26 protein-coding genes and 1 tRNA gene are annotated in these 26,442 nt (G+C 45.8%); 18 read left to right on the top strand and 9 right to left on the bottom strand.

The window, feature by feature from the left end:
- Window positions 1–95 precede the first annotated feature (95 nt).
- Window positions 96–1,280: an MFS transporter gene (locus FHS17_RS08520; protein ID WP_167277871.1), complete on the bottom strand. Its 1,185-nt coding sequence runs from the start codon at window positions 1,278–1,280 to the stop codon at window positions 96–98.
- Window positions 1,281–1,478: 198 nt separating this feature from the next.
- On the opposite strand from FHS17_RS08520, the gene FHS17_RS08515 reads away from it, so the two are divergent.
- Both FHS17_RS08515 and FHS17_RS08510 read left to right on the top strand, forming a co-directional pair.
- Window positions 1,479–2,948: an aminotransferase class I/II-fold pyridoxal phosphate-dependent enzyme gene (locus FHS17_RS08515; protein WP_167277869.1), complete on the top strand. Its 1,470-nt coding sequence runs from the start codon at window positions 1,479–1,481 to the stop codon at window positions 2,946–2,948.
- 121 nt (window positions 2,949–3,069) lie between these two features.
- The gene (locus FHS17_RS08510; RefSeq protein ID WP_167277866.1) at window positions 3,070–3,468 is read left to right on the top strand and encodes a DUF1885 family protein; all 399 of its coding nucleotides are present in this window, start codon (window positions 3,070–3,072) and stop codon (window positions 3,466–3,468) included.
- A 91-nt stretch (window positions 3,469–3,559) separates the two neighbouring features.
- Here FHS17_RS08510 and FHS17_RS08505 read toward each other — a convergent pair whose 3' ends face one another.
- The 3 genes from FHS17_RS08505 to FHS17_RS08495 form a co-directional block, all read right to left on the bottom strand.
- Entirely contained in the window at window positions 3,560–3,880 is a 321-nt protein-coding gene (locus FHS17_RS08505; RefSeq protein ID WP_167277864.1) for a DUF1292 domain-containing protein, read from the bottom strand.
- Between the two features lie 120 nt (window positions 3,881–4,000).
- A complete protein-coding gene (locus FHS17_RS08500; RefSeq protein ID WP_167277861.1) occupies window positions 4,001–4,570 on the bottom strand; it encodes a stalk domain-containing protein in 570 nt (189 codons plus the stop codon).
- A gap of 158 nt (window positions 4,571–4,728) precedes the next feature.
- On the bottom strand, window positions 4,729–4,944 hold the full coding sequence (locus FHS17_RS08495; protein ID WP_167277859.1) for a hypothetical protein: 216 nt from the start codon (window positions 4,942–4,944) through the stop codon (window positions 4,729–4,731).
- A 129-nt stretch (window positions 4,945–5,073) separates the two neighbouring features.
- On the opposite strand from FHS17_RS08495, the gene FHS17_RS08490 reads away from it, so the two are divergent.
- Together FHS17_RS08490 and FHS17_RS08485 are read left to right on the top strand one after the other, a co-directional pair.
- Window positions 5,074–5,799 carry an MBL fold metallo-hydrolase gene (locus tag FHS17_RS08490; protein WP_167277856.1) on the top strand — a complete coding sequence of 242 codons (726 nt, stop codon included), beginning with the start codon at window positions 5,074–5,076 and terminating at the stop codon, window positions 5,797–5,799.
- Between the two features lie 171 nt (window positions 5,800–5,970).
- The gene (locus FHS17_RS08485; protein WP_167277854.1) at window positions 5,971–6,201 is read left to right on the top strand and encodes a DUF3892 domain-containing protein; all 231 of its coding nucleotides are present in this window, start codon (window positions 5,971–5,973) and stop codon (window positions 6,199–6,201) included.
- Window positions 6,202–6,251: 50 nt separating this feature from the next.
- Here FHS17_RS08485 and FHS17_RS08480 read toward each other — a convergent pair whose 3' ends face one another.
- Complete coding sequence (locus FHS17_RS08480) at window positions 6,252–6,416, bottom strand: hypothetical protein (RefSeq protein ID WP_167277852.1); 165 nt, start codon at window positions 6,414–6,416, stop codon at window positions 6,252–6,254.
- A 223-nt stretch (window positions 6,417–6,639) separates the two neighbouring features.
- Here FHS17_RS08480 and FHS17_RS30290 point away from each other — a divergent pair, with 223 nt between their 5' ends.
- The 4 genes from FHS17_RS30290 to FHS17_RS08460 all read left to right on the top strand — a co-directional run bounded on the left by FHS17_RS30290 (window position 6,640) and on the right by FHS17_RS08460 (window position 10,003).
- Window positions 6,640–7,908 carry a plastocyanin/azurin family copper-binding protein gene (locus FHS17_RS30290; protein ID WP_208420263.1) on the top strand — a complete coding sequence of 423 codons (1,269 nt, stop codon included), beginning with the start codon at window positions 6,640–6,642 and terminating at the stop codon, window positions 7,906–7,908.
- Window positions 7,909–7,918: 10 nt separating this feature from the next.
- The gene (locus FHS17_RS08470; protein ID WP_167277849.1) at window positions 7,919–8,608 is read left to right on the top strand and encodes a cupredoxin domain-containing protein; all 690 of its coding nucleotides are present in this window, start codon (window positions 7,919–7,921) and stop codon (window positions 8,606–8,608) included.
- An 88-nt stretch (window positions 8,609–8,696) separates the two neighbouring features.
- Complete coding sequence (locus FHS17_RS08465; RefSeq protein WP_167277848.1) at window positions 8,697–9,269, top strand: RNA polymerase sigma factor; 573 nt, start codon at window positions 8,697–8,699, stop codon at window positions 9,267–9,269.
- Complete coding sequence (locus tag FHS17_RS08460; RefSeq protein ID WP_167278201.1) at window positions 9,266–10,003, top strand: anti-sigma factor; 738 nt, start codon at window positions 9,266–9,268, stop codon at window positions 10,001–10,003. Before FHS17_RS08465 ends, FHS17_RS08460 begins: the two co-directional genes overlap by 4 nt.
- A gap of 46 nt (window positions 10,004–10,049) precedes the next feature.
- Here the strand turns inward: FHS17_RS08460 and FHS17_RS08455 are convergent, their stop codons facing one another.
- Window positions 10,050–10,388 carry a cupin domain-containing protein gene (locus FHS17_RS08455; protein WP_167277847.1) on the bottom strand — a complete coding sequence of 113 codons (339 nt, stop codon included), beginning with the start codon at window positions 10,386–10,388 and terminating at the stop codon, window positions 10,050–10,052.
- A 167-nt stretch (window positions 10,389–10,555) separates the two neighbouring features.
- On the opposite strand from FHS17_RS08455, the gene FHS17_RS08450 reads away from it, so the two are divergent.
- Together FHS17_RS08450 and FHS17_RS08445 are read left to right on the top strand one after the other, a co-directional pair.
- Window positions 10,556–10,628 (top strand) — tRNA-Val (locus FHS17_RS08450).
- A gap of 352 nt (window positions 10,629–10,980) precedes the next feature.
- Complete coding sequence (locus FHS17_RS08445) at window positions 10,981–11,787, top strand: hypothetical protein (RefSeq protein WP_167277846.1); 807 nt, start codon at window positions 10,981–10,983, stop codon at window positions 11,785–11,787.
- 154 nt (window positions 11,788–11,941) lie between these two features.
- Here FHS17_RS08445 and FHS17_RS08440 read toward each other — a convergent pair whose 3' ends face one another.
- From FHS17_RS08440 to FHS17_RS08430, 3 genes are all read right to left on the bottom strand, one after another.
- A complete protein-coding gene (locus FHS17_RS08440; protein WP_243865245.1) occupies window positions 11,942–14,059 on the bottom strand; it encodes a serine hydrolase domain-containing protein in 2,118 nt (705 codons plus the stop codon).
- Window positions 14,060–14,232: 173 nt separating this feature from the next.
- Window positions 14,233–15,744, bottom strand: a complete 1,512-nt coding sequence (locus FHS17_RS08435; RefSeq protein WP_167277845.1) for a response regulator transcription factor — start codon at window positions 15,742–15,744, stop codon at window positions 14,233–14,235.
- A gap of 219 nt (window positions 15,745–15,963) precedes the next feature.
- Window positions 15,964–17,733 carry a sensor histidine kinase gene (locus tag FHS17_RS08430; RefSeq protein ID WP_208420262.1) on the bottom strand — a complete coding sequence of 590 codons (1,770 nt, stop codon included), beginning with the start codon at window positions 17,731–17,733 and terminating at the stop codon, window positions 15,964–15,966.
- 151 nt (window positions 17,734–17,884) lie between these two features.
- On the opposite strand from FHS17_RS08430, the gene FHS17_RS08425 reads away from it, so the two are divergent.
- From FHS17_RS08425 to FHS17_RS08390, 8 genes are all read left to right on the top strand, one after another.
- Window positions 17,885–19,195 carry an ABC transporter substrate-binding protein gene (locus FHS17_RS08425; RefSeq protein ID WP_167277844.1) on the top strand — a complete coding sequence of 437 codons (1,311 nt, stop codon included), beginning with the start codon at window positions 17,885–17,887 and terminating at the stop codon, window positions 19,193–19,195.
- 122 nt (window positions 19,196–19,317) lie between these two features.
- Entirely contained in the window at window positions 19,318–20,193 is an 876-nt protein-coding gene (locus FHS17_RS08420; protein WP_415639889.1) for a carbohydrate ABC transporter permease, read from the top strand.
- Window positions 20,193–21,023 carry a carbohydrate ABC transporter permease gene (locus FHS17_RS08415; protein WP_167277842.1) on the top strand — a complete coding sequence of 277 codons (831 nt, stop codon included), beginning with the start codon at window positions 20,193–20,195 and terminating at the stop codon, window positions 21,021–21,023. The genes FHS17_RS08420 and FHS17_RS08415 overlap by 1 nt, the downstream gene beginning before the upstream one ends.
- A 213-nt stretch (window positions 21,024–21,236) precedes the next feature.
- Complete coding sequence (locus FHS17_RS08410; protein ID WP_167277840.1) at window positions 21,237–22,145, top strand: cation diffusion facilitator family transporter; 909 nt, start codon at window positions 21,237–21,239, stop codon at window positions 22,143–22,145.
- 91 nt (window positions 22,146–22,236) lie between these two features.
- Window positions 22,237–23,349, top strand: a complete 1,113-nt coding sequence (locus tag FHS17_RS08405) for a glycosyltransferase family 2 protein (RefSeq protein ID WP_167278197.1) — start codon at window positions 22,237–22,239, stop codon at window positions 23,347–23,349.
- 38 nt (window positions 23,350–23,387) lie between these two features.
- A complete protein-coding gene (rfbF, locus tag FHS17_RS08400; protein WP_167277837.1) occupies window positions 23,388–24,158 on the top strand; it encodes a glucose-1-phosphate cytidylyltransferase in 771 nt (256 codons plus the stop codon).
- Complete coding sequence (gene rfbG / locus FHS17_RS08395; protein ID WP_167277834.1) at window positions 24,155–25,216, top strand: CDP-glucose 4,6-dehydratase; 1,062 nt, start codon at window positions 24,155–24,157, stop codon at window positions 25,214–25,216. The genes rfbF and rfbG overlap by 4 nt, the downstream gene beginning before the upstream one ends.
- Window positions 25,209–26,435, top strand: a complete 1,227-nt coding sequence (locus tag FHS17_RS08390) for a class I SAM-dependent methyltransferase (RefSeq protein WP_167277832.1) — start codon at window positions 25,209–25,211, stop codon at window positions 26,433–26,435. Before rfbG ends, FHS17_RS08390 begins: the two co-directional genes overlap by 8 nt.
- Window positions 26,436–26,442 lie beyond the last annotated feature (7 nt).

The following is a 26,442-nucleotide window of genomic DNA, read 5'->3' as shown; positions in this document are numbered from 1 at the left end:
CATTTATATGCGGCTTCCAGACAAGCCATTCTCTGGAAAAATCAAAAAAAGCCGGCTCCTCATCAAATGATGAGAAACCGGCTTTAAATTAAAAGCTATTCCTGAACAGCAGTTACCGTGCTTGTACTGTCCATTTTCCGGAATTGCAGAAGCAGCAGCAGAGCTGCGAGGCATAAGATCCCGCCCGATACATAGGGCAGACGCAAATCCATCGTAAACAAGAACGAACCAATAAGCGGCCCAAGAATCCGACCCAAGCTGTCCATTGAGGAGCTAAGACCCGATGCAACGCCTTGTCCAACCTGCGTCTTCTGTGTAATCAAGGATGTAACACAAGGACGAATCAAGGAGTTGCCGATGCCAAATACCGCAAGCGACAGCGTAGCCCACCATAAGGAATGAGCGGCCAGCAGCAGGAAGAATCCGACTGCCGAAATGATAAGTCCAGCTGCAATATATTGCGGCTCCTGTCCTTTCTTGATCCGGCGGCGAACAACACCACCTTGCACAAGAGCACCAACAAAGCCGCAGACGAAGAACAGAATACCTACCTGCAGTGGTGTGACGTCAAAGCGCTGAATACCAAAGAACTGCAGCGTTGCTTCCATACCAGCCAGCGTGAAGGTAACGAAGAAGGCCAATACATACAAGTATTTAAGCGGCCCGGTAAAAGCAGACCAACGGGAAGGCTGCTTCTCGCTTGCTGCTCTTCTCTTCTCTGGCGGCAGCGATTCCTTCAGCTTCACGAAAGCAAGAATTAATGTGATTAATGCCATCACAGATGCAGCATAAAATGGTGTCTCCAGCGTAACTTGGCTGAGCAGTCCGCCAACGCCCGGCCCAATCGTAAAGCCAAACCCGATCGACATGCCGACAAGTCCCATTCCTTTTGTACGCTGGTCTGGCGGTGTAATGTCGGCTACGTAAGCAACAATGACGGATGTTACAGCGCCTGAGAACAGTCCGCCTAATATTCGTGATAAGTACATCATCGTAAGATTGTCTGACGATAAGCCAAACAGAAGGAAACTGATCGCAAAACCTGTAACCCCTGTAATTATAATCGGCCTTCTGCCAATCTTATCGGATAAGCCTCCCCAATAAGGAGAGAGTATGAAGGATACCGCAGAATACAAGGCGAGCATGTAGCCCGTATGTTTTTCCGCATTACCCGGGTTAACTGCTTTAATCATTTCAGGCATAACAGGAATAATAATCCCAAACCCGATGAAGGTGGTCATTAGAATTGCCATTACTATGAGTAGTCGTTTATCTCGCATTATGTTTTCACCCCATTCATAATCGTAACATATCAAGTCAGCGCATTGTTATGAACAAATGGAGAACATTCCGGTTCCAGCTCCAGAATGCATAGCTCCTGATAAAATTGTTACTTGCATTCCGACTTGTTTTTGCTATACTCAACTTTGTTTGTACAAAAGACATTAGAAGATATTCGAAAGGCAGGGACTAAAGCGATGGATCATAACAAAACCCCGCTCTTCAGCGCACTCCGCCGCCATGCGGAGAACGATCCGGTACAATTTCATATTCCGGGGCATAAGAAGGGTCTCGGCAGCGATACTGAGTTTCGCGAATTTATCGGCGACAACGCCTTGTCGATCGATCTTATAAATATTGCTCCGCTTGATGACTTGCATCAGCCAACCGGCGTTATTGAAGAAGCGCAAAAACTTGCAGCCGATGCCTTTGGCGCCGACTACACCTACTTCTCCGTTCAAGGCACAAGCGGCGCGATTATTACGATGATTCTTACGGTCTGCTCGCCAGGCGATAAAATTATCGTACCGCGCAATGTGCACAAATCAGTCATGGCTGCGATTATTTTCGCAGGCGCACGTCCTGTATTCATCTCGCCTGCACGCGATTCGAATCTAGGGATCGATCATGGCATTACAACTCGTTCGGTTAAACGTGCACTCGACCGTCATCCGGATGCAAAAGCTGTTCTTGTCATTAACCCAACATACTTTGGCATCTGCGCAAACCTGAAGGAGATTGTAGATCTTGTACACAGCTACGATATTCCTGTTCTAGTTGATGAAGCTCATGGCGTACTTATCCATTTCCATGAAAAACTGCCGATGTCAGCTATGCAGGCTGGCGCCGATATGGCAGCAACAAGCGTACATAAGCTAGGTGGATCGATGACGCAAAGCTCGGTTCTTAACGTACGCAAAGGCCGCATTAATCCGTTCCGAATCCAAACGATTCTTAGTATGTTGACTACTACGTCAACCTCGTATATTCTGCTTGCATCGCTGGATACTTCCCGCCGCAACCTGGCGATTAACGGACATGAAATTGCAGAACGCGCAATTGGACTTGCCCAATATGCACGTGAGCAAATCAATAAGATTCCGGGTCTGGAATGCTTCGGAGAAGATATTCTTGGCGATGAAGCAACCTATGACTATGACCCAACCAAGGTAACGATTCACGTTCGTCATTTAGGTGTTACGGGTTACGAAGTAGAGAACTGGCTCCGTGATCACTACAATGTAGAGATCGAGATGAGTGACATGTATAACATTCTTTGCCTAGTTACGCCAGGAGATACGTCCGATTCCATTGAAAAACTACTTATCTCGCTTCGTGGTCTATCCGAAGCCTTCCATGAAGGGGCTGAAGCCCGCGAGCTGGTAGTTAAAATTCCGGAAATTCCACAGCTCTCCTTAACACCTCGCGATGCCTTCTATGGCGAGACCGAAGTTGTTCCTTTCAAGGAATCTGCTGGCCGGATTATCGCAGAATTTATCTATGTGTACCCGCCGGGTATTCCAATTCTGCTGCCGGGTGAAGTCATCTCGCAGAAAAACATCGACTATATCGTGGATCATGTTGAGGTTGGCCTCCCTGTTAAAGGGCCGGAAGACCGCAGCATTCAGTTTGTTAAAGTAATTGTCGAGGAAAATGCGATATTCTAACGAAATACAGTCGGCTGCATTCCCTCTTAAGGGGCATGCAGCCGGCTTTTTATATACCTGCCTATTCCACTTATTGTAAACATTCTGATCAACATGCTATGATGAGATGGGGGTGGGACGAATGAGTCAAAGCGCAGTGATTAAGCTTGTTCAAGGGTCTGCCGTAAGTGAACTATCACTAGAAGAACTGAAGGAAAAGCTCCTTCATTACCGTGATCAAACCGCCTTAACAGGAACCCAGCTCGATTGGGATTACGCAGCTTCTGCCTTTCCGTATACGATCGAGTCCAAGCAGGATGACCGATGGTTCTACTTGCAAGGTACGAATCCAGGGTACAAATACATCATCTTTGGTAATGGGACGGATGATCCTTCATCGGTTCAAGTCGTGCTGCCGGACGGTTCAACCCATGGCGACAAGGCGAAGGCCAATGAGCTGTGCAAATATTTAGCTAAACAGCTTCAAGCCGAGTTAACGATGTTTAACGGCCGAACGATTTATTATAATCCAAGGAAATAAGTCAGCCTCTATCGAGGTATAAAAAACACCCGTCTTACCGGCAGCTGCAGGAGCAGTTACTCGGGTAAGACGGGTGTTCTAGTAGCGGCTATTAAGCCTCTTTGTTCTCGTTCTCTGTTTTTGCGATTTCTTCGTAGATCGCTGTTACGCGTTCCCACTCTGCATCGTCTTCGATTCCAACGAGGAATGCTTCTTCGTTCTCTTCTTCGATACGGAAGATAACACCGTCTGCTTCTGGGTCGTTACGATCCAGCAATACTGCATATACGTTATTCTCCGATTCAAATGTATAGACCATGACCATTTCACGCTCTTGGCCTTCGTCGTCTGTCACGATGAACACATGCTCATCATGTTCATGATCTTGTCCGCAACCGCAATCTTCGCCGTGCTCATGTTGATGCTCGCTCATGGAATTACCCCATTTCAGTTAATTATACATACTAACGTATCGTACCATGTGAAGGAACGGCGGTCAAACAAAAGACGCCTTGCTGCTGTACTTACAGCAATAGGCGCCATATATTAACAGCTATTGGGAAGAAATCAGCTTCTCCGACACGACTGTCCAGTCATCTGATGGTGATGTCTTCAAATAAAACCGAACGGCGTATTTCCCTGCAAACTCAAAGTTATATTTGATGTCTTCGGTCCGATACCAGAAGTTATCCTTCGTAATATTTACGTTCTGAGTTTGAATAACCTTCTCTGTGCCGTAAGGATCCGTAATCGATACTTTCACGGCTGAAATGTCCGTTGTCAAGTTATCGATCTGAGAGAAAACGTTAAACGTATATTTATTCCCTTTGTCCACATTGCCAAAGATCACTTTATCCTGGAATAGAATCATATGAACATTAGGCTTAATAATCGTCGCTTTCTTGCTCTGATTATCCCAGTCGACTAGTGCGTGCAGACTGTTTGCCATTTGGCGCAGCGGTAAATACGTCTTTCCGTCTACAACAATTCCACCGTCATCAAGCTCACTGCCATTTACAATTACTCGTACCTTCTGCACTGCCGAATCGGCAAATATGAATGTACCACCACATACCGACAAAATAGCGAGCAGAATGGCTACTTTTTTAAATCTGACCAACATTGCTGATAACCCTCCATCCGTTTTGTCTGGATGAAAAGTTATACTCGGAATTTCGTCCAAAGTTGCGCACAAGCCTAAAAGTTTTTAACAGCTAACAAGACTATCCTAGAGCTGTCAAAAGCTGTAGAATCATGCGCTTGCCCAGGAAATATTCGTCCTTATTTGTACGTGCGAGTCAAGACACAAGGAACACCTTTCCCTACCGCTCCGGGCTCCTGCATCCGCCTCCAATAGTTCATTCCCCGCTCACAAGGCGTTTTGCATACTCCACATGTATCAGACAATACAAGCTTGTAATGATACTGCTTTTTCTCACTTGTCTTTTTCTTCTTGACGACTTTACCTTTGCCTTTGGCCGCTGCTGCTGCACTCATCGCTTCCTTCAGTCCTCCCGCCGTTATGCTACTGCATTATATGTAGGCGCAGGCAAAAGTGCATCTGTTGTTTGTCATCAAGATACTCATTTGATAAAGTGGAAGAAAATGTACCGGGAGGGCTCCAGAATGCAAATTCAAATGTTAGGCACAGGTGGTGCTTTTGCGAAAAAATACGCGAACAATAATGCGCTGGTTGAGGTAGACGGCTTTAAGCTGCTCGTCGATTGCGGCATTACTTTACCACGATCACTGCATGATGCTGGCTATTCGTTTGATGATTTAGACGCTGTACTTATCAGCCATATGCATGCCGACCATGTTGGGGGACTTGAAGAATATGCGTTCCAGATGATGTTCCGCTATGGCAAGAAGCCAGTCCTTTATATCGCGGATACCCTTGTGGAGCCATTGTGGGAACAGACGCTTCGGGGAGGACTTACTCAGGAACCCCTTACGGCCATAACCGATTTCTTCGATGTCCGGCCTATTAAAGAAGGTGAAGAGTATGAGATTCATCCCGGAATTAAAGTAAAGCTTATCCTTACCGATCATATTGCAGGCAAACTCAGCTACTCCTTCCTCTTTAACGAGAACTTCTTTTACTCGGCAGATATGAAATTTGATGGTGCTTTGCTCAGCAGACTTAGCAATGATGGCGTGGAGACCATTTTCCATGACTGCCAGCTCACTTCTCCCGGGGTTGTACATGCAAGCTTGGATGAATTGCTGACGCTGCCGGAGGACATTCAGGAAAAGGTGTGGCTTATGCATTATCACGATAATATGGAGGAGTTTATTGGTCATACGGGCAAAATGCGCTTCGTCCAGCAGCATGAGGTTTATACCGTATAAGCTTTATTAAAAAGTCAAAAGCAGATATCCACCGCGCTACTGGCGCTGCAAACATCCGCTTTCGTGTTAGTGTATGCAAGAGTGATCCAACTGGTCCAACACTTATTCTTCCGATTCATGCATTTCTTCCACCTCATTGAACCATACTAGCCAATGGGAGGATGATAAAAAATGGATCAATCAGAAGAAGTTGTAGCCGTACGTAAAAACGGAGACGGCGATATTGTGGAGCTGCAGTTAACATCCGGCCGTGTTGTGGATTACAAAACCGCACAATCAATGGTTAAAAATAATGAAATTGCCGGACTAAACGTCTTTAGAGGCCGTGATCATGATGAGCATCTCCGTTCAAACGCGGATGGCCGTACAGACAATAATCTCGACAATTTACCTACGTTCTAAAAACCAGAAAATCGGCTGCCGCATATGCGGACAGCCGATTTTTGATTTCCTCATTTTTTTTTCGTTTCAGGAGGCAGTTTTCTTCGCCACACATGTGTTTGATCATAAGACAAGGAATCCTTCACCACAAACCGAGCAACATAAGCGCTCACCGTACCCACGATGCCAAACAAGCCTAGCAGCCATACGGCCATATAGGCATATTCCGTTGCCAAACGAGACCGCCTCCTATTGTGTTGCAAGTGCTTACTATACACGTATGTGTGGTTTTCAGAAATTATGCTGATTTTGTAAAAACTCCGTATCATCTTTCCGATATGATCCTCATACTACCGAGCGGACAAAATTATTCCTGCCATATTTTCCACTCCCATCAAACCGCATTTTCATTTCCTTCGTTACCTCCTATAAGAGACGATTATTCTTTGAGGAGGATAAATGATGACAACTAAACGATTAATGATGTTTATGTTTTTGGCTGTGCTTTTAACCGGCTTATTATCTTCGGTAATAGGTGTATCTGCGGCCGACCAATCACCCGCTTCTGCTTCTGTCACAACAGATGCGGAGACGGCCGCCAAGCTGGGATTGCTGCTCGGTGATGGCAACGGAGTAAATGAACCCTACCTCTCGAAGCAAACCACCCGCATGCAAGCTGCCATTATTTCTTTACGCCTGAACGGAAATCTGAAGGAAGCGATGGCGTTTACCCCAGCATCTAACTTTAAAGATGCAGACAAAGCCGGCAAATCAAATGAACCTATCCTCGCCTTTTTGAAACAGCATTCTGAATTAGGCTGGTCTGGCAATCCAGATGGCACTTTCCATCCTAATGATCCAATCAGCTCCCAACAGCTGTACAAAGTACTGCTCGAAAATATCGGCTTCCATTCCGGGTCCGAGTTTGCTTATTCCGATACCTTGACCTTCGCTGCTTCCAAAGGGATGGCTTCTATTGCAGCGGTCAACCTCTTGACCAATGCTCATTTGGCTACAGCACTCATTGAAGCCTTGGTTGTTCCTACTCTACAAGGCGATTCGCTTTTTGTTGCACTCCAGCAGAAAGGTGTCCTCCCGCAATCGGCAGTGCTCCCCCAAGGCAAGAGAATTCAACTAACAAGCCATAAAGAGTTAGGTACTTATCTAACCGATAACAATGGTAAGACTTTGTACTATTTCGCGAAGGACGCTGATAACATCAACGCTTGCCAGGGACAATGCCTCGTCAATTGGCCTATCTTCCAATCCGATGAACTTCAGATTCCGGCCTTCCTGAACAAAGCAGATTTCTCAACCATCACACGTGCTGATGGAACCAAGCAATGGGCTTACAAAGGTTACCCGCTCTATACCTTTATCCAGGATAAGCAGCCAGGTGATGTTCTTGGTCAGAACGCAAATAAAGTATGGTTCGTCATTGATCCTTCTACCTTTAAAGGAATGGCAGCAGAAGTGAAAACGTATCAAATTGATATCAAGCAGTTCTCGTTCGGGACAGAGCCCTTAACTGTTGAAGCTGGCTCCAAGATCACCTTCACCAATTATGATGAGATGGAACATAACGCTGTAGCCTTTGACGGCAGCTTTAAAGTACCTATGCTGAAAACCGGAGAATCCTACACGATTACGCTAGATAAGACAGGAACATATAGTTACTTTTGCGAGCTGCACAAGTCGTTTATGACGGGAACTATTATTGTGAAATGAGGGATGGACGATGAAATGGAAACAGCAGCATAAAGGTTTACTAACCTTGTTGTCCGGACTAATATTCGTGCTTCTTCTGGCAGCATGCGGCAATTCAGTGGAAAAAGCATCATCATCACCATCACCATCGCAGGAATCGGCAACTGTTACACCAAGTCAGTCTCCTTCGGACTCCGCGGTAAGTGATGAGCATATGCAGCATGAGTCAGTGAAGCCAAGTGAGACGCCATCTGCAACTCAGGAAACCAAACCAACAACAAAGCCGCAAGCTTCAGCCACACCATCACCAAAACCTTCTCCAGCGCCATCATCCTCTCCATCCCATGATGATCATCATGGCGGACGCTCAGATGACGATGATTCTAAAGCATCACCAAGTGCTGCCATCGAGGATCATCCAAAGAGCTCACCTGATGATAAGGCATCCCCTGCTGCGGACGGAAGCAAGGAATATGTCGTTGAGATTTCGAATTTTGCCTTCTCCCCCGCCAAGCTGGAGATCAAGGCAGGAGACCGCGTTACTTTTATAAACAAGGATGAAATTAAACATAGCGCAACCGCAGACGACAGCTCCTTTGACACCGGTCTGCTCGCAGAAAATGAAGACAAAACCATAACATTTGATGACGCTGGTGAGTTTGCCTACCACTGCATGCCGCATCCAGGGATGCAGGCAACGATTGTCGTCTCGGATAAATAGAATGAAATGAGGGATAACCATATGGGGTTATCCCTGTTTTTAGTAGAATAGAGTTATATTATCTTTCAATCGTGGAGGTCATTATCGTATGCGGGAGCTTACGGATCATCAATTGATGCTGCTCGTGCAGAGCAAGCAGAGCGAGGCGCTTTCGATTTTATATGACCGATACTCATCTCTCGTTTATTCCTTTGCCTGGAAAACGTTAAAGGATGAGAGTGTCGCCAGAGAAATCGTACAGGCTGTTTTTATGCGATTATGGACGACCAAATCTGTCTATAATCCCGAACAGGGAAGGTACTCCAGCTGGCTGCTGACGATCACTCGTAATATTACAACCGACTGGCTGCGCAAAAGGCGTAGAGACAATGCTCCTCTCGTTCAGGTCGAACAAGAGCAGCTCGATCGGATTCCAGATCATGTAACGGCCACACCGGAAGCAGCGCTGCTAAACAGCTCCGTGAAGGACCAAATCAGAAGTGCTTACGGCAACTTGTCAGAGCAGCAAATTCATTTGCTTGAGCATTTTTACTGGCAGGGTTACACCATAAGCGAGCTTGCGACCATTTATAATCAGCCGATAGGAACGGTTAAGAATCGCTTGCATCAGACGTTAAAAATATTACGCAGGCATCTTGTAGCCGAAGGAGAGCAATCATGAAGCAGCAAAATGCGACGATATGCCAATATGTTCTGGACTATATATCCGGCGTTTGTTCCGATAAAGAGAAAAAAGCTTTTGAACGGCATCTTTCAGGATGTCCGACTTGTCAGACCGAATTGGAAGAGCTGCGCTTAGTATGGGACTCCCTCCCTTCCGATATGGAATTGATCGATCCACCTGGCGATTTGAAGCAGCAGATCATGGATGCCGCTATCGCTACCGTTACGCCGCCTGCATCCAAGCGCTCCTTCCGGAAGCTGACATGGGGTGCAGCAGCAGCCGCAATACTAGCCGTCTTTATCGCGGGTACGGCATGGAATATAAATCTCTATAACAACCGCAGCAGCACAGCGATCATTCCAATTGAAAAGGCTTTATCCGTCTCAGCATCCCAGATTAATGAGCTCATTTCCTTAAAGCCTATGTCTGAAGACGTGGCCTCCTCCTACGCTGTCGCTTGTATCGTCGATAACGGAAGCAATAAACAATTTGTAGTATATGTATTTGGTGCGCCCGCTTCGAAGGGTGATTCGGTCTATCAAGTATGGCTGAACCATTCCGGCCAGAAAGATAGTGCAGGTACTTTCCGAGTTGACGAGCAAGGCATTGGCGTTTTAGTTATGCCAGTTGCAAGCGAAACTCTTGCTTTTGATTCGATTGGTATCACTCTCGAACCTGATGAACACGGTGACCAGCCTCGGGGAACGAGAGTTTACAGCTCAATCTCCTGAATACAAAAAACCGCCATCCGTACAGCAAGGTACGATGGCGGTTGTCTTATGCAGGGAATCTGTCTCCCCTTGTCGTTGGTTCCGAAATAACGAGAAACTGGATATCGCTGTCCGACTTATTGAACATTTGGTGCGGAATATGTGGAGCAACATGGATTCCCTCATGTTGATGCAGCTCATGCTCCTCACCGGCAATCTCAATTGTTGCCGTCCCCTCAAGCAAAAAGAAAAATTGTTGTGATTCCTCATGATAATGTCTTGCTTCAGCGGTATGTGCGGGCATACGTTCATGGATGATGCTTAGATTCTGCGCTTTAAGCAAATGCCACCCGTCACATTGGTCCCCCCATATGTAGTGCTCTGCGTTTTGTCTGCTCATCTTCATGTCTATTTCTCCTTGATGTCCAAATTTCAGTCGCCTATATTGGCATAATATTATGTAGAAGTGAAATAAAAGTCAATAAAATAGCGGCATGGAGTATGTGAAATTTGTGCTCCAATTCTGTTGACAATCATTTTGGATGCTGATATATTAATATCTATCACTCACACGATCTGTTAGCTCAGCTGGGAGAGCACTATCTTGACAGGGTAGGGGTCAGTGGTTCGAGCCCACTACAGATCATTAAAGAAAAAGCCCGAGAAACGTTGTTTTCTCGGGCTTTTTCATGTCTTGATAATGGTTATAGTTGGTGTCTTTTGCTTCAAAAATACCGATTTGGTGCCAATTTGGTGCCCTTTACTATACTAAAGGCTTTCGTACCCCTTTTTCCCTGATAAACGCTGTGACTAATCCCACGTCTGAACTGTATGCGCGGATGATCCATTCCAATCGTAACCCATGCTCGAATTTTAAGTATCATACTGCCTCTTCCTCCCATGTTCTTCAATATTCATAGGTACAAATCTAGTCAACTGTCTATCACGCCATCCCAGCAAATACATAAAATAAGACATCCAAAGAGGAGGTGTATCCAATGGTATGTCCCATTCCTAGACTTAAAAAAAGTTTGAAAAGAAATAGCCCAAAGAGATGTAAACATAACTCCTTAATTAAAGGGAAACGCAAAAGGCTAAGTATACAAGGGGCTGCAGGTCCTCCTGGTCCGCAGGGTCCAACTGGCCCTCCTGGTCCGCAGGGTCCTGCTGGACTAGCGGGACTGGAGGGAGCACCCGGACCAACTGGTCCGCAAGGTATACCTGGTCCATCAGGAGTTGGACTGCTAACTTTTTACGATTTTTTTCAGATTCCGGATCCGCTACTTACCGGTGGCTCAGCCATTACAACAATCGTAACTCCAGTGACACCTGCTACGATTGGTCCGGAAGTTCAAGTCAGTAGTCAGTCAATAACTTTAAGTAATGTTAATATAAATAGTCGAGTGGTATTAAGAGCAACCATCGTATGGAGCTTTAGCTTCATAAGCGAAGTTGCCCCTCAATTAGCATTGGCAAGCCAAGTTATGAATTTTAATTTTTTCCGAGATGCTCCATTATTGGGTGTGCGTGTTGCCTCAGTAGTAGACTCCGGAAGTGTTACCCAGATTAACTTCTCGGGAACAGGAACTACTCTGGTGCAAGGAACCTTTACAACAACTTTTGCATGTACAGATACAGGAGTAACTGGTCCTAATACAAGTTATTATCTAACTGCAGCAGCTGGCCCAGCCTCAGGCTTTAATGTCATTACGGATGGTGCACCAATCCCAATTACTGATTTCACCAATCCTGTTATCAATGAGGTCCATTTCAGTGGTGAGGTAATAGGACCTAACATCCTCTAACTAAACTGGGGGAGGATCTTGAATTCGAAAACTATTTCATAGTCAGTAAATTAAACACAAATAAAAGCAGCCTCTCCGAGGGAGCCGCACCGATCTGTTTGATACGGGCGGAACTCCCGGCGGGAGGCTGCTTTTTAAGTTGCTTCACTTACCGTTAAGCAGCGTCCTTAACAAGCGTTTTCACGCCGTTTTGCTGCATGCTGGCTACAATCAGATCGGTTGGCTGAAGCATAAGCGAATAAAGAATGGCTGCTTCCTCACCTTTATTTAATACCTCCTTCGAATGGAAATCGACCGTGCCGTCGGCAGCTTTCGTGACCTCTGGACCATAGATGCCAAGTGCCACCATCATTTGGACCGCAGGAACAGCCCAAGGATCGGTCTTGCCGGACAATTTCACATCATTGAACGAAACTGTTGGATATTGCAGGACAAATACGCGTTGAATCATCGCAGCCGCCTCTTCGCGGCTAATCACCTGATCCGGCTTAAAGCTACCCTTGCCGTCTCCTTTTACCATGCCCATCATAGCAGCAACCTGTATGTACGGCGCTGCGGGATGATCCTTAATATCGTTAAAGGCATACGTGTCAAACTGCTGATCTTGTACACCGGACATTGAAAGCACGTCCTGCACGAATTGTCCGCGAGTAACCCCTTCTTCAGAATGGAAATTCACCTGATTCGTATCATTTGGTAAATAACCAAGCGATTGCAGCATGAAAATATATTTGGCGTACGGATGATTCTTGTCCACATCAGCATATCCTGACGCCTCTACGCCTTTTTGGGCATAACCAAGCGGATTTAAATACGGCTCCTTCATATACAGAACCTTGCCATCGCCATCCAGCATAAAGGCGGTGAACTGCTGCGTCAAATCATCGATAAACAAGTTATCGTCTACTTGTTTCAGCGTACGTGGACCTAGATACGAATCGCTGATCGTCAGAGCGCTTTCATCGTCATTAATTCCCGACACCAGCACCTTGGACCGGATATCGGCGTAATAACCTGCGAAACGGCTAAGCTCTTCGGTGCTTTGAGGCTTGTAATCCTTCAGGTCGGCAGGAGCCGCATACTGCGGGAAGAAGGTCTGGATAAATTGCGGGTAAAACAAGTTGCGCAGCGGACCTTGCTTGTTGTAGGTCAGGAATACGCCGGTATTTTGCTCAGGAATAAGGAACATATAAGAGCTGAAGTCGGTCATGTCGCCTGCTTTGGTCACAATTTTGGAGCTTGCGCCCGCTCCCGGAATCTGAAATGGCGCTTCAAAGCCATACGTCGTGTCTGGCAGCAGCGGATGAATATAGGAACGATATTGCTCCATCGACGTCACCGTATCCTTGGACAAAATGCGGCTTGATCCCGCTGCCCCGCCGTTCAGGAACGCGATCATAAACTTGCCTACATCCTCTGCCGTCGTCAGCATGCCGCCTTCCGGCAGGACGGTTGGCTTGAGGCCGTACAGCGGTACCGGTTCTCCTGAAGCAGTATAACCGGTCGCCAGGTTATCCTTCAGCGCGCCTTCTAGCAGAAACCCGCTGTTATCCATGCCGAGCGGCCCGAATAACTTCTCGTCCATATATGTTTCAAATGGAACTCCGCTCACTTTCTCCACTATCAGTCCAAGCAGCAAATAACCAAAGTTGTCGTACATGTAAGCCGTACCCGGCTCGCGGACGACTGGCGGCATATGCTCGCGGGCATAATCAGCCATGCTGAAGGTTTTGCCCAGATTATCTGGCAACATGTCTTCCGCCTGAATTTCGCGATTTTTAAGCCCAGACTTATGGGTAAGCAGATCTGATACGGTTACTGGCTTGTCGAACGGATTTTCGATCGTGTACCCCGGAAGATACGTCAAAAAGCTCTCATTCAGTTTGATCTTGCTCTGCTCAACGAGCTGCATGATGGCTGCAGCCGTAAAGGTTTTGGAAACGGAAGCGATACGAAAGACGGTGGAAGCTGGATCGACGGCTTTCCCGCTTGTTTTGTCCGATACGCCATATCCCTTTTGTGCCACCACTTCCCCGGCCTTGACAATGACAACAGATGCCCCGACGTAATAAGGCTTAGCCGCATCTGATTTAAAAAAGTTGTCCAGAAATGTATTTGCCGTATCCGCGTTTAACGCGACCGGCTGTGTAGCTGCCGTCGTATGCGGCGCTGCCGCCATAGCTGACGAGGAAAGTACAGTAAATGCGGCGAGCGATGCTATTAGTGTTTTCGACCATACGGAGAACTTTGGTTTGTACGATAACAATTTCAATTTCCATATCCCTCCCAATTTATGAATCTATTATTCTACTCCATAATTTGGGAAAAGTTTCGTATAATTGAAAAGCAAATCTAAATCTCTTATTTGAATCCTCTTCGTTTTTTATAGAAAAAAGAAGCGGTGCAAGGATAATCCATCCTTGCACCACTTCTTTCGTTTGGATTCTATTCCAACAAGCTCTCTAAGCCGGCATGCTGCTCCTTATACTCGCTTGGGCTTAATCCTGTATGATCCTTGAACACACGGGAGAAATAATGCTGGTCACAGAAGGAAAGCGCATCTGCAAGCTCCTTGATTTTCAAATCTGGCTTAACGCGCAGCTGTTTGCAGGCTTCCTCGATCTTCAGCTCCATGTAATATTGAACAAATGTTGTGTTCGTATAACGTTTTATGATCCGGCTCACATATGACGCACTGACATGGAATTTGGCAGCCAGATCATTGATGGAAAGCTGCGAAAATTTATGGAGCTGCACGTAAGCATCCATCTGCTCAAACAACTCTTCTCCGCTTTTCCGGTTACGCAATTGCAGCTGTTCAAAGTTGAGGGCACACCAGTCCAGACATTGCTCACAGAATCTCTGGTAGCTGTCTTGCTCAAGCATTTCTTTGACAGCTACTGCCGCTGCCAGCCTTTCCTCCGGTCCGTTGCTCGGCAAAGCATGGACAAAAGCATCTCCGATCGCGGCTACAAGCTTCGCCAAATCGTAATAACGGGTATGCTCGTTATAAGAGATTTGCAGATACTCACGGAGCTTCATCAGGAATGGCTGTGACTGGCGCTGTTCGATCATATCGGTAAAGCTTCTAATAATCTCTTCCTTCCCAACTTGTTCAGGAATGCGATAATCCGTATCCAGCAGCACTCTTTTATCAAGCAGCGTTTCTTGATCGAGTAAATATTTCAATCTGTCATATTGAAGCTGCAGCTGGTTCATATCAACGGGCTGGAATCGGCCCGCCATGGCGATTTCAATACCAACACTTAGCAGCTGACGTTCAATGGATTCCATCCAAGCAATCGTTGTAGCGAACCGCTCCTTCAAAGCGGACTGGACAAAAACAATATAACGGTCCGAATCCTTAGCAGGAAACAGCCAGCAGCTTTGCGGCTCGCAAACGGCTTGGAGCACCGTTTGCAGCGTTTCCGACTTCCAATTGCCCAAATTCGGGCTAAACGGCTGCCTTCCAATCAGAAACAGCGAAACAGATTGTTCATGAAATTGTGGTCCAAGACGCAAGCCTGATAGAGAAGCAGCAGGCACAATCGACTTCAAGAGATCAATGCTATATTCCAGCTTTTCTGCGAGCGAATCAACGATCCGTTCCATAACCTCAATCAATTGGTTCCGCTCTACAGGCTTCAGCAAATAATCAAACACCTGTAAATTAATCGCTTTGCGCGTATATTCAAAATCGCTGTAGCTGCTAATGAGTATAACTTTCAGCGACGAATGCAGCTTCTTCGCCTGCTCGATAAGTCCTAGCCCGTCCAGCTTAGGCATCCGGATATCGGTAATCAGGATGTCGACGGGCTGCTTTTTCATATAATCCAGTGCCTCTTCCCCATTATAGGCGGTTGCGACGATTTGGATCGGCAGTTCCGATGATTCGAGAAGCGCCTTGATATTACGTAGTATCGGCTTGCTGTCTTCTGCAATCAAGGCGGTAAACATAGACTTCTCCTCCTAAAAAGAATTGTTGCCTTATGAGCCCTTCTTGGGCGAATTGTGACAATTCTTACTTCGTAAGCATAATCCTAGAATTGTTGCCCTTATGAGCCCTTCTTGGGCGAATTGTGACAATTCTTACTTCGTAAGCATAATCCTAGAATTGTTGCCCTTATGAGCCCTTCTTGGGCGAATTGTGACAATTGTTGCTTCGTAAGCATAATCCTAGTAAAAATCTTTTGTGAGAGAGGCGATAATTTGTACGGTTGAGCCCTTGTCCTCCCCCGAGTTATTGTACAGGTTGAAAAATAGCCGGTTCTTATACATCAGCTTCAACCGATTCACCGTATTCACAATTCCCATATTTCCAAAGCTTGTCGGCATATGGAGCTCATGCTCCCTCGCTTCGGAATTCGAAATATTATTCATGATTTCATTAATCTTACCAGCTTCAATACCTTCACCATTATCACTGATTTCGATCGCCCAAATCCCGTTATACAGCTTCACCAGAATTTTGATGCGCCACGGCGGATCGGTATTCGTAAATGCATGCTCGATGCAATTTTCAACGAACGGCTGGATGACCAGCCTTGGAAGCTGAATAAGGTTTGCAGCTGCATCATCTGCGATAATTTCCCATTCCAGGTCGTTTTCATAATTTTGTTGGACAAGCGATAAATAGTTACGGATATGCTCCAGTTCTTCCGTCAATGAGACGTGCTGATAGGGAGACGTAACAATATAACGCAAGGAATCGGACAGATGCTTGCACATATCTGATACCGCATTGTTTTTGCCCTCCTGGGCGGCAATGCTAATCAAATATAGCACATTGTGAATAAAATGCGGCGCGATTTGCGATTGAAGAGCCGAGTTTCTCGCCTTCATTTCTTCCTGCAGCGCCAGCTTTTCGTTTTCGATCGATTGCTGAAGACGGCCTAACAGCTCCTGGAAGGAATCACTTAAAGCGATCAACTCGTTGTTATGAGACCGGTTGTCCACTTTGACATCCAGATTGCTATAGTTAATGCGTGAGATTTGGCCTCGCAGCTTTCGAATCGGCAGCAGCAGATTCCGGGTACTGAAATAAATATACACGAATGAAAACAGCATCAGTATGGATATAAACGCAATTGATAAATATTGGACAGAATTGACCGGTCCAAGCACGGCGTGCTTTGGAGTTACAACATAGGTTGTCCAGCCGGTGCTGGCCGATTGATTATAGGCGACATAATTGGAACGGTCGTCCAAATACATGCCGCTGGTCACTGGATCTGCCTCAAGAAGCTCCAGATCACTTGGCTTATCTGCATTTTGTGAGCGGGCAATGAATTGATGCTCCTGGTCCATGATATAAACGTCACCAACCGCAACATCTTCCGTTGGAAGCTGCAGCTCGGATTGATCCAATTGAATGGATAGATAGCCAAAAATCTGGCCATTCTGATTGATGATTGCTCTATCAAATGCCGTTATGCCATTAGGCTGCTGGTATAAAATATAGTCGTTATTATCCATTTCACTCTTCAGCTCTGGTTCGATCTTCACCGGGTTGGTCGGATAACCGATGTAGGATGAAAGCGCCCGCCCTTCGAGATCGTAGATGATCATATCTCGTATATCTACGCTGGGTCCGATAGCCTCAAACATCATCCTTTTCAAAATTCGGCTCTGAGTCAGACCTTCTGCTGAATCCCCTGAATGATAACCTCCAGATAAGGCTGCTGTAACTTGCTCGTTAGACAAAACGCGCTGAGACAGCTGATTCTGGTTTTTAATATATTGGTCCAGCTGTCCGCTGATTTTAGCGGCCGTAAGCTGCTTTTCTTTTTCATTGTTTTCCTTGAGCGGCCTGATTACCTGCCAATTGACATAGGCCAAAAAACAGCATACTACAAACAAAAGCAAGATTAGAAACATAAGAACTACTTTCGTTTGAAGGCTGGTCTGCCTGGGAACAAATCTGATTTTCTTGCTGACGCCTTTCAAGAATGATAGCCTCCGATTCGATATTAGTTCAGAATTTTACACAGCAATGGTAAAGGTCAAACATGTACCTCCAGGTGAAAAAAACCTACAATTGGATTGTAAACGGATTCAATCAAAGATACAACAAAGGGCACCATGAGGGGAGAAAAACATGAACCAAACAACACGTAAGCTATCATTAGGCGCAGTAAGCGCAGTACTAGCTCTATCGCTAGCAGCATGTGGAAGCAATAACTCGAATTCAGAAAGCGGAAGCACCGGAAGCGGCAAAAAAGTAACGATTGAGCTTGCTCTATCCAAAAGCTCGCAAGACTCTGCATTTGTACAGCAAGACCTGCTCGATGAATTCGAGAAACAAACGAACATCAAAGTCAATTTACAGCTGCTTCCAGCAGAACAAACATCAACCGTGCTCCAAACAAAGCTGGCTGTTAACGAAACGCCGGACGTTCTGCAATACAACCTGGCTAGCGCAACAACTGACCTTAATCTCGAGCGTAACTTTGAAACTCTGGATGACCAGCCTTGGGTCAGCCGTCTTCAGAACAAAGACGTCCTGTCCGCATACGGCCATATTTACAGCTTCCATGTAAGCCAAGATACGGGTATGCAAGGGGTTGTCTATAACAAAGATATCTTCAAAGAGCTTGGCCTTGAAGTTCCAAAAACCTATGACGAGTTCCTTGCGGCTTGCGAGAAAATTAAAGCAGCAGGCTACACGCCAATCTTTATGCCATTTAAAGACAACTGGGCGGCTAACGTTATGCCAGGCGCAGCATTTGGTGAATACGCGGCTAAAAACGAGCCTACACTCTTTGACGATCTGAATGCAAACAAGAAAAAATGGACGGATATTCCAGCGTTCCAAACGATCCTTGACCAGCAATATGATCTGTATAAAAAAGGCTACACCAATACTGACGTATTGAGTGACAGCTATGACATGGCTGCAGGTAAATTCCTGAACAAGGAAGTAGCGATGATGTTCATGGGTGACTGGCTGATCGAATCGGTTCAGCAACAGGATGCTAACATGAACCTTGGCCTGTTCGCTTACCCTACGGACAACAGCGGCGACGCTTACCTTGGCGCAAGTCCGCTTGGCGGCCAGTTGTTTATTCCGAAAAAAGCGAAGCATATCGAAGAAGCTAAAAAATTCCTTGACTTCATTGCAACTAAAGAAGTTGCGCAAGAAATTGTGAATAACCAAAGCTATGTATCCAATTTCAGCGACGTAACAACGCCAGAGCTTCCTGCTTACAAGCAAGAAATTTTGGACAACTATATTACACCTAAAAAAGTTGCTATGACGATGGACGCTTTCATGCTGGTTGACCGCAGTGAGCTGTACAGAAGCCTTCAAGACCAGTTCACAGGCAGCATATCGTCCCAAAAAGTACTTCAAGCCTGGAATGAGAAGTTTGCTGAGCTGATGAAGGACAAAGGCGAAGCTGGCTTCTAAGCAACAACAATAAAGCAAGTTAAAGACTTACATGCGGCTGCTGTTCAGACAGCGGCCGCTCCTTCTAAAAAACCGAGCAGAAGAACTAGAACATAAAATCAACAAATTTGGTGGGATGAGAAATGATGACACGCTCCAAAAGTATGTACGGCTATTACCTCTTATGGCCTGCACTGCTTATCTATACGGTCTTCTTCGTACTACCGGCAATTATCGGCCTGTATTACTCCTTTACAGACTGGCGTTTAGATCGTATCGGCATCAAGTTTATCGGCCTCGATAACTTCAACAAAATCTTCACGGATGACACCTTAATTCTTGCCTTGAAAAACACGTTTATTTTTGCAATAGCAACTGTTGTCGGAAAAAATGTGATTGGCCTTGTGCTTGCCATCGCTTTAAATATGCGGCTTAAATCCCGCAATTTCCTTCGTGCTATATTTTACTCTCCATCCATTCTAAGCGTATTGGTAATCTCTATCGTCTTTACCCCTATGCTGCGTACAGAAGGTATGGTGAACAAGTTTTTTGATGCCATCGGCCTTCACTTCCTAAGCCAGGCTTGGCTGACCGATCCTCATATTGTTATTTGGACGGTTGCTCTGGTATCCATCTGGCAGCACGCTGGCTTCCAAATGGCTATCTATCTGGCTGGCCTGCAATCCATCTCGAAGGAATACTATGAAGCTGCAACGATTGACGGTGCAGGTGCTTGGAGAAGTTTTACGAACATTACCGTTCCGCTTCTGCTGCCTGCCATCAATATTAACTTGATGCTTACGCTGATCGGCGGATTGAAAGTTTTCTCTGAAGTATTCGTCTTGACCAGCGGTGGTCCAGGCAACTCCTCACAGGTTATTGGTACGATTATTCTTCGAGCGTTTGGCGAAGGCAACTGGGGCCTTGGCACGGCAATCAATACCCTTCTGTTCCTCATTGTCAGCTTGATTGCAATCCCATTGCTGGTCTTCATGCGTCGTAAGGAGGTTACCGAATAATGAGTTTCTCTCGAAAATTATCACTGCGCAACTACCTTGTAGAAATCTTACTGCTAATCGCTTGCTTAGCCATCATAATTCCGCTTTTGCTTATGATTTTTGGTTCGTTTATGACTAGTGCTGAGGTTTCTAAATTTCAAATTCGGTTACCGGACAAATGGATGTTCTCTAACTATGTGACCGTATTTAAGGAAGGCGGTCTTGCTCGCGCCTTTCTGAACGGTATCGTCATTACTGGGGTATCCGCCATATTGAATATTATCACTTCTTCCGCAGCCGCCTTTATACTGGCGCGACGCGACAGCAAGCTTGCAAGCTACCTGTACCTGTTTTTCTTTATGGGACTGATTGCTCCAATGTCCACGATCACAACGATCAAAGTTGTGCAATGGATGGGCTTCTACGGCAGCATCACGAGTGTCATTTTCATTTATGCAGCTTTAAATACGGCATTTAGTATCTTTTTATACAGCGGTTTTATTAAATCGGTACCAAGAGTGCTTGATGAGGTTGCTTTCCTGGAAGGCGCTAGCCTGATGGGTGTGTTCTTCCGAATCATTACACCGCTTATCATACCGGTAAATGCAACAGTAGCAATCATGGTTTTCATGTCGGTATGGAACGACATCACGATCCCTCTCTATTTCCTTACAGACAGCTCGACATGGACCATGCCGCTTTCGATCTACAACTTCTACGGCAAATACAGCCGTGATTGGAACCTGATTTTTGCCGACCTCGTCATGACGTCGATTCCTGTTCTTATTCTTTATTTGGCGGGACAAAAATACATCGTCAGTGGTCTTACGGCCGGTGCGGTAAAAGGTTAGCTTGAAGCAATCATTCATAAAGATCAATTATTCCTTATAACAGATTAAGCCTTGAGCAATCAAGGCTTTTTTTGTTTCTTCATCCTACATATTTTGCTCAGCCTAAAATTCTTGACCTGTTGCAACACTGTTTCTCTAGACCCACACCCCCTTCATCCTTTATGATAAGGATCGTTGTCTTTTTAACCTGTTAATTGATGGAGGTATTATAGGGTGAGTGGTTCAAAAATTAAAGTTTCTTCTAACATATTTGCAATTTGGATCAGCTTACTCAGTAACTTGATTCTGACGGGTATTAAGCTAATTGTTGGTCTGGCTTTCAAAAGCCAGGTGCTGATTGCCGACGGGGTACATAATGCAGGCGATGTCATAGCTACTATGGCAGCACTCGGCTCAGCTAAAGTTGCGCAGAAGCCTGCAGATGAAGACCATCCGTACGGTCATGGCAAAAGCGAGCTGATCGGATCCGCATTGGTCGCGATCATTATGGTGCTTGCTGCTTTATTTATCGCGTTTCACTCGGTTGAATCCTTCTTTCATACCGCGGGTGAAGCCAGTATGGTGGCCTTTATTGCAGCTGTCATCTCGCTCTTCTGGAAGCTGTGGTTATACCTCTACTGCATAAAAGTTGGCAAGGAAACAAACAGCAAAAGCCTTGAAGCAACAGCTTATGACCATTTGGCTGACGTATATGCTTCAATTGCAGCGGTTGTGGGCATTGGTGCTGCGATCATCGGTGATCGCAACGATATCCCCTTCCTGAGTTATGGCGATGCTGCCGCTGGCATTGTAGTTGCCTTTTTTGTTATGAAGCTGGCTTATGACATGGGCAGAGAAGCGGTTGATGTATTGATGGAAAAAGCCGTCTCCCCAGAAAAGCTCAATGATTATGAGCGGCTTGTCTTCTCGATCCCTGAGGTGAAGCGTATTGACCGGATTCGTGCCCGAGAATTTGGCCAATATGTGATCATTGACGTTCGTGTCGGTATCCCCGCGCAATTTACCATTCAAGAAGGTCATGATATATCCCGGAAAATTAAACAAACGATTCTTACAAATCATACCGATGTGGAGGAAGTGCTTATTCATCTGAATCCTTGGTATGAAGATGAGCTGGAATAACCGCCCTTTAAAGACCTGCAAAGGTCTTTTTTTTGATTCCAAAAAATAGAATTTAGCTATCAGTATTCTCTATAAAAAGAGGTGATTCCCCCTGTCTGAGCACCCAATTGTCAGCTTCGTCGTCCTTGCTTATAACCATGTTGAAATTACAAAACGTTGTATCGACAGCTTACTCTTACATACACCGTTAGACGGTAATGAGCTGATCCTCGTCAACAACGGCTCTTCCGACGACACCAGAACTTATTTTGATTCTATCCCTCAAGCAAGACCCATCCATATTCCTCAAAATGTTGGACCTGTTAATGGATTTAACGTCGGAATGAATGAGGCGCGGGGCAAATATATTGCCTTAATTAGTAATGACATGATTCTGACAGCCAATTGGCTCGACAATCTGGTGACTTGCATCGAATCAGATCCCCAGATTGGCTTTGTCTCGCCCGGGGCCAATTATGTCAGCAACTATCAGCAGATCAATCTTCCCTTCAACAGTCTTGAGGAAATGCAGCAGCAAGCGAGGGCCTATAATGTCTCAAACTCTACGAAATGGGAAGAACGAATCCGGCTTATGCCGGTTATTCTTTTTTCGCTAACAGAAAGACTGCGTGAAATTGGGGGCTATGATTCCCGCTTCTCCTTCGGTGAGTTTGGAGACGATGATATAAGCTACCGATACCGCCGGGCTGGCTATAAGCTCATCTATGCAGGTGATACGTTTATTTTTCATCACGGCTCAGTAACAACGGGCATTGATCAGCGGCAAAATAACTCTCTTCAGATCAGCAGGCAAATTTTTCACAGTAAATACGGCATCGATTCCTGGGCGGAGGGACTGCCTAACATGCAGCTTGTAGAATCCCTTAAGAGCCGCTGGACTCCTAAGCCAACTGTTTCCTTTCTTGCAATTAACTGCTGCGTTGGAGCCACTCCCCTTGCTTTTAAGACCTACTTCAAGCAAAACGGTGCGAGCAACGTACAATTAACAAGCTTAACGAACCAAGAGAAATATATGACCGACCTGCGAACCATCTCCGACAGGACCTTGTATTATCAGACGATGGCTGATATTCATCAGCAGCTACGAGGCGAACGGTTCGATTATATTTTATTCGAGTATGGTTATCCGGACTTCATTCAATCTTACAACCAAGAGGAATTGATCCATGCTTACTTGTCGCCATCAGGACATTTCATCACTTAGGTGAAGCAGTTCGATTCGTACCATGGGGAGGTAAGCAAGTGAAAGCCGTAATCTTAGCAGGCGGACTAGGAAGCCGCTTATCGGAGGAAACGATTTCCAAGCCGAAACCGATGGTCGAGATCGGAGGCAAGCCAATCATCTGGCACATTATGAAGATTTATTCGCATTACGGCATCCATGACTTCATCATCGCTGCCGGATACAAATCTTACGTTATTAAAGAGTACTTTTTTAACTATTATCTGCATCAATCAGATGTTCACTTTGATCTGTCCGACAATCAGGTTACCTTTATGAACTCCAAAGCTGAGCCTTGGAAAATAACCGTAGTTGACACCGGTGATCAGGTCATGACTGGAGGCAGATTAAAACGGCTCGCCCCATATATCGGGGATGACACCTTCTGTTTCACCTATGGAGATGGTGTAGGAGATATCCATATTGGTGAGCTTATTGAGCTGCATCGCAGGAATGGCAGTCTAGCTACTGTTACCGCGGTTAATCCTGGCATGAGATATGGCATCTTGGAAATTAATGACTACAAAGCGGTTTCCTTCCGAGAAAAACCTCATAACGATAACAATTGGATTAACGGCGGATTCTTTGTCCTGGAGCCAAAAACAATTGATTTGATCCGCAGCGATGATACAGTTTGGGAGCATGGCCCTTTGGAATCTCTAGCTTCATTTGGAGAGTTATCCGTCTATCAGCATCACGGCTTCTGGCATTCGATGGATACCCTTCGTGATAAGAACTCGCTTAATGAGCTTTGGAATAAAGGTAATGCACCTTGGAAGGTGTGGAAATGATGGTTTCTTTTTGGACGGGGAAAAAGGTACTGGTTACGGGTCATACCGGCTTTAAAGGAAGCTGGCTTTGCGCGGTGCTGCTGCATCAAGGGGCTGATGTCGTAGGTTACTCCCTCCCCGCTTCTACTACGCCTAATATGTCCGATTGTTTAGCACTTCCCATAACGTCAGTTGAGGGCGATATTACGAACGCCATTGCCCTTCAAGAAGCTTTGACGGAGCAAGAACCAGACATTGTGTTTCATCTTGCTGCACAAGCATTAGTACGTGACAGCTATCGTGATCCGTTGAGTACATTCCATACCAATACTTTCGGCACAGCTGTCCTGCTGGATTGTATTCGAAGAGTGCCAGCTGCAAAGGTCATTATCAACATTACAACCGATAAGGTATACGAGAATAAGGAGTCCTCCGTAGGATACGTGGAAGAGGATCGTCTAGGCGGCTTTGATGCTTACAGTGCGAGCAAAGCCTGCTCGGAGATCATTACGAATAGCTACCGGGATGCCTTCCTGATGCCGCTTGGTAAAAGAGCTGCAACAGCCCGTGCAGGCAATGTCATCGGAGGAGGCGATTGGTCAACAGACCGCATCGTGCCGGACATTATTCGAAGTTTGACGGCCGGTCGGCTGCCCATTCTGCGGAACCCCCACGCCATCCGCCCTTGGCAGCATGTACTGGAGCCGATATACGGTTACATTCAGCTTGCAGAAAAATTATGGCTGGATGCATCTTACAGCGGGGCATGGAATTTTGGTCAAACGATTGATCAAGGGATATCAATCGGCCGATTAGCCGCTCTTCTAACACAGCATTGGGGTAACCTTCCTGCCTTTGAATATGACGACAGTGAGCAGCCCCATGAAACGGATACGCTGCTGCTTAATTCAGCGAAGGCTCAACGGCTCCTTGGCTGGAAATCGAAGCTGACCTTCGACGATACATTGACATGGACTAGAGATTGGTACCACGCTTTCTATCAAGGAAAGGATATGCGTGCCTACACATTCGAGCAAATTAGAAGATATGAGCAATTGGAGGTGAAACCTCTTGCCTAACTGCCGCTCCTGCCATCATCCGCTGCAGCATCTGTTTGTTGATCTTCGCACCTCTCCTTTATCCAATAGTTATCTTCGGCCGGAACAACTGAATTTAGGTACTGCCTATTATCCACTGCGTGTTTTTGTATGTGAGCAATGTTTGCTCGTGCAGCTCGAACAGTTTGAATCACCTCAGGATATTTTTGAAGAGTATGCTTACTTCAGCTCGTATTCTTCCAGCTGGCTTGCCCATGCCAAACAGTATGTCGATACCATAGTCCCGCGATTGTCACTTGACCACTCTTCCTTTGTCGTAGAAATTGCCAGTAACGACGGTTATTTATTGCAGTATTTCAACCCTCACTCCATTCCGATTCTAGGTATTGAGCCCGCGAAGAATGTTGCGAAGCAAGCGGAAGCAAATGGTGTTCCAACCATATCGGAATTTTTCTCTTTGGATTTTGCCAAACAGCTTGTTATGGAACGTGGAACCGCCGATCTCATTATCGGCAACAACGTGCTCGCTCATGTTCCTGAGTTGCAGGACTTTATTGCGGGATTAAAGGAGCTTTTATCTCCTGACGGAACGATCACTTTGGAATTCCCGCATTTGCTCCGATTAATGAAAGAAAATCAATTCGATACGATCTATCATGAACATTTCTCCTACCTGTCGCTGCTGAGCGTCACACATCTATTTAGTCGATATGGTCTAACCGTCTATGACTTAGAAGAGTGGCCAACACATGGCGGCTCTCTTCGGATTTTTGCCAAGCATGCTGAACATGCAACTCTAGCTGTCTCTCCGCATGTAGAGCGGATTCTCCATGAAGAGATTGCTTATGGTCTTCAAGATATAAGTACTTATTCCAGCTTCCCGCAGCAAGTTAAAACCGTTAAGGAAGCAGTCTATAACTTCCTATTCCAAGCTTCTCGTGAGAACAAGCAGATAGCCGCATACGGCGCTCCAGCTAAAGGGAACACCTTGCTCAACTATTTGGGCGTTGGTACAGACTACATTACCTACACCGTAGATAAGAACCCCTATAAGCAAGGGTTATTTTTGCCCGGCAGCCGTATCCCGATCTTCTCCCCTGCCAAGATTCAGGAGACAAAGCCGGACTATATTATCCTTTTGCCATGGAATCTGAAAGACGAGATCGAACAGGAACTACTGTATACGCGTGAATGGGATGCTAAGCTGGTCGTTTGTATTCCGAAGCTCGAAATCTATTGAGGGGGAA

The sequence above is a fragment of the Paenibacillus lupini genome (genome assembly GCF_011761355.1).
Classification (GTDB): domain Bacteria; phylum Bacillota; class Bacilli; order Paenibacillales; family Paenibacillaceae; genus Pristimantibacillus; species Pristimantibacillus lupini.
This window is presented reverse-complemented; position numbering and strand designations above follow the sequence as displayed.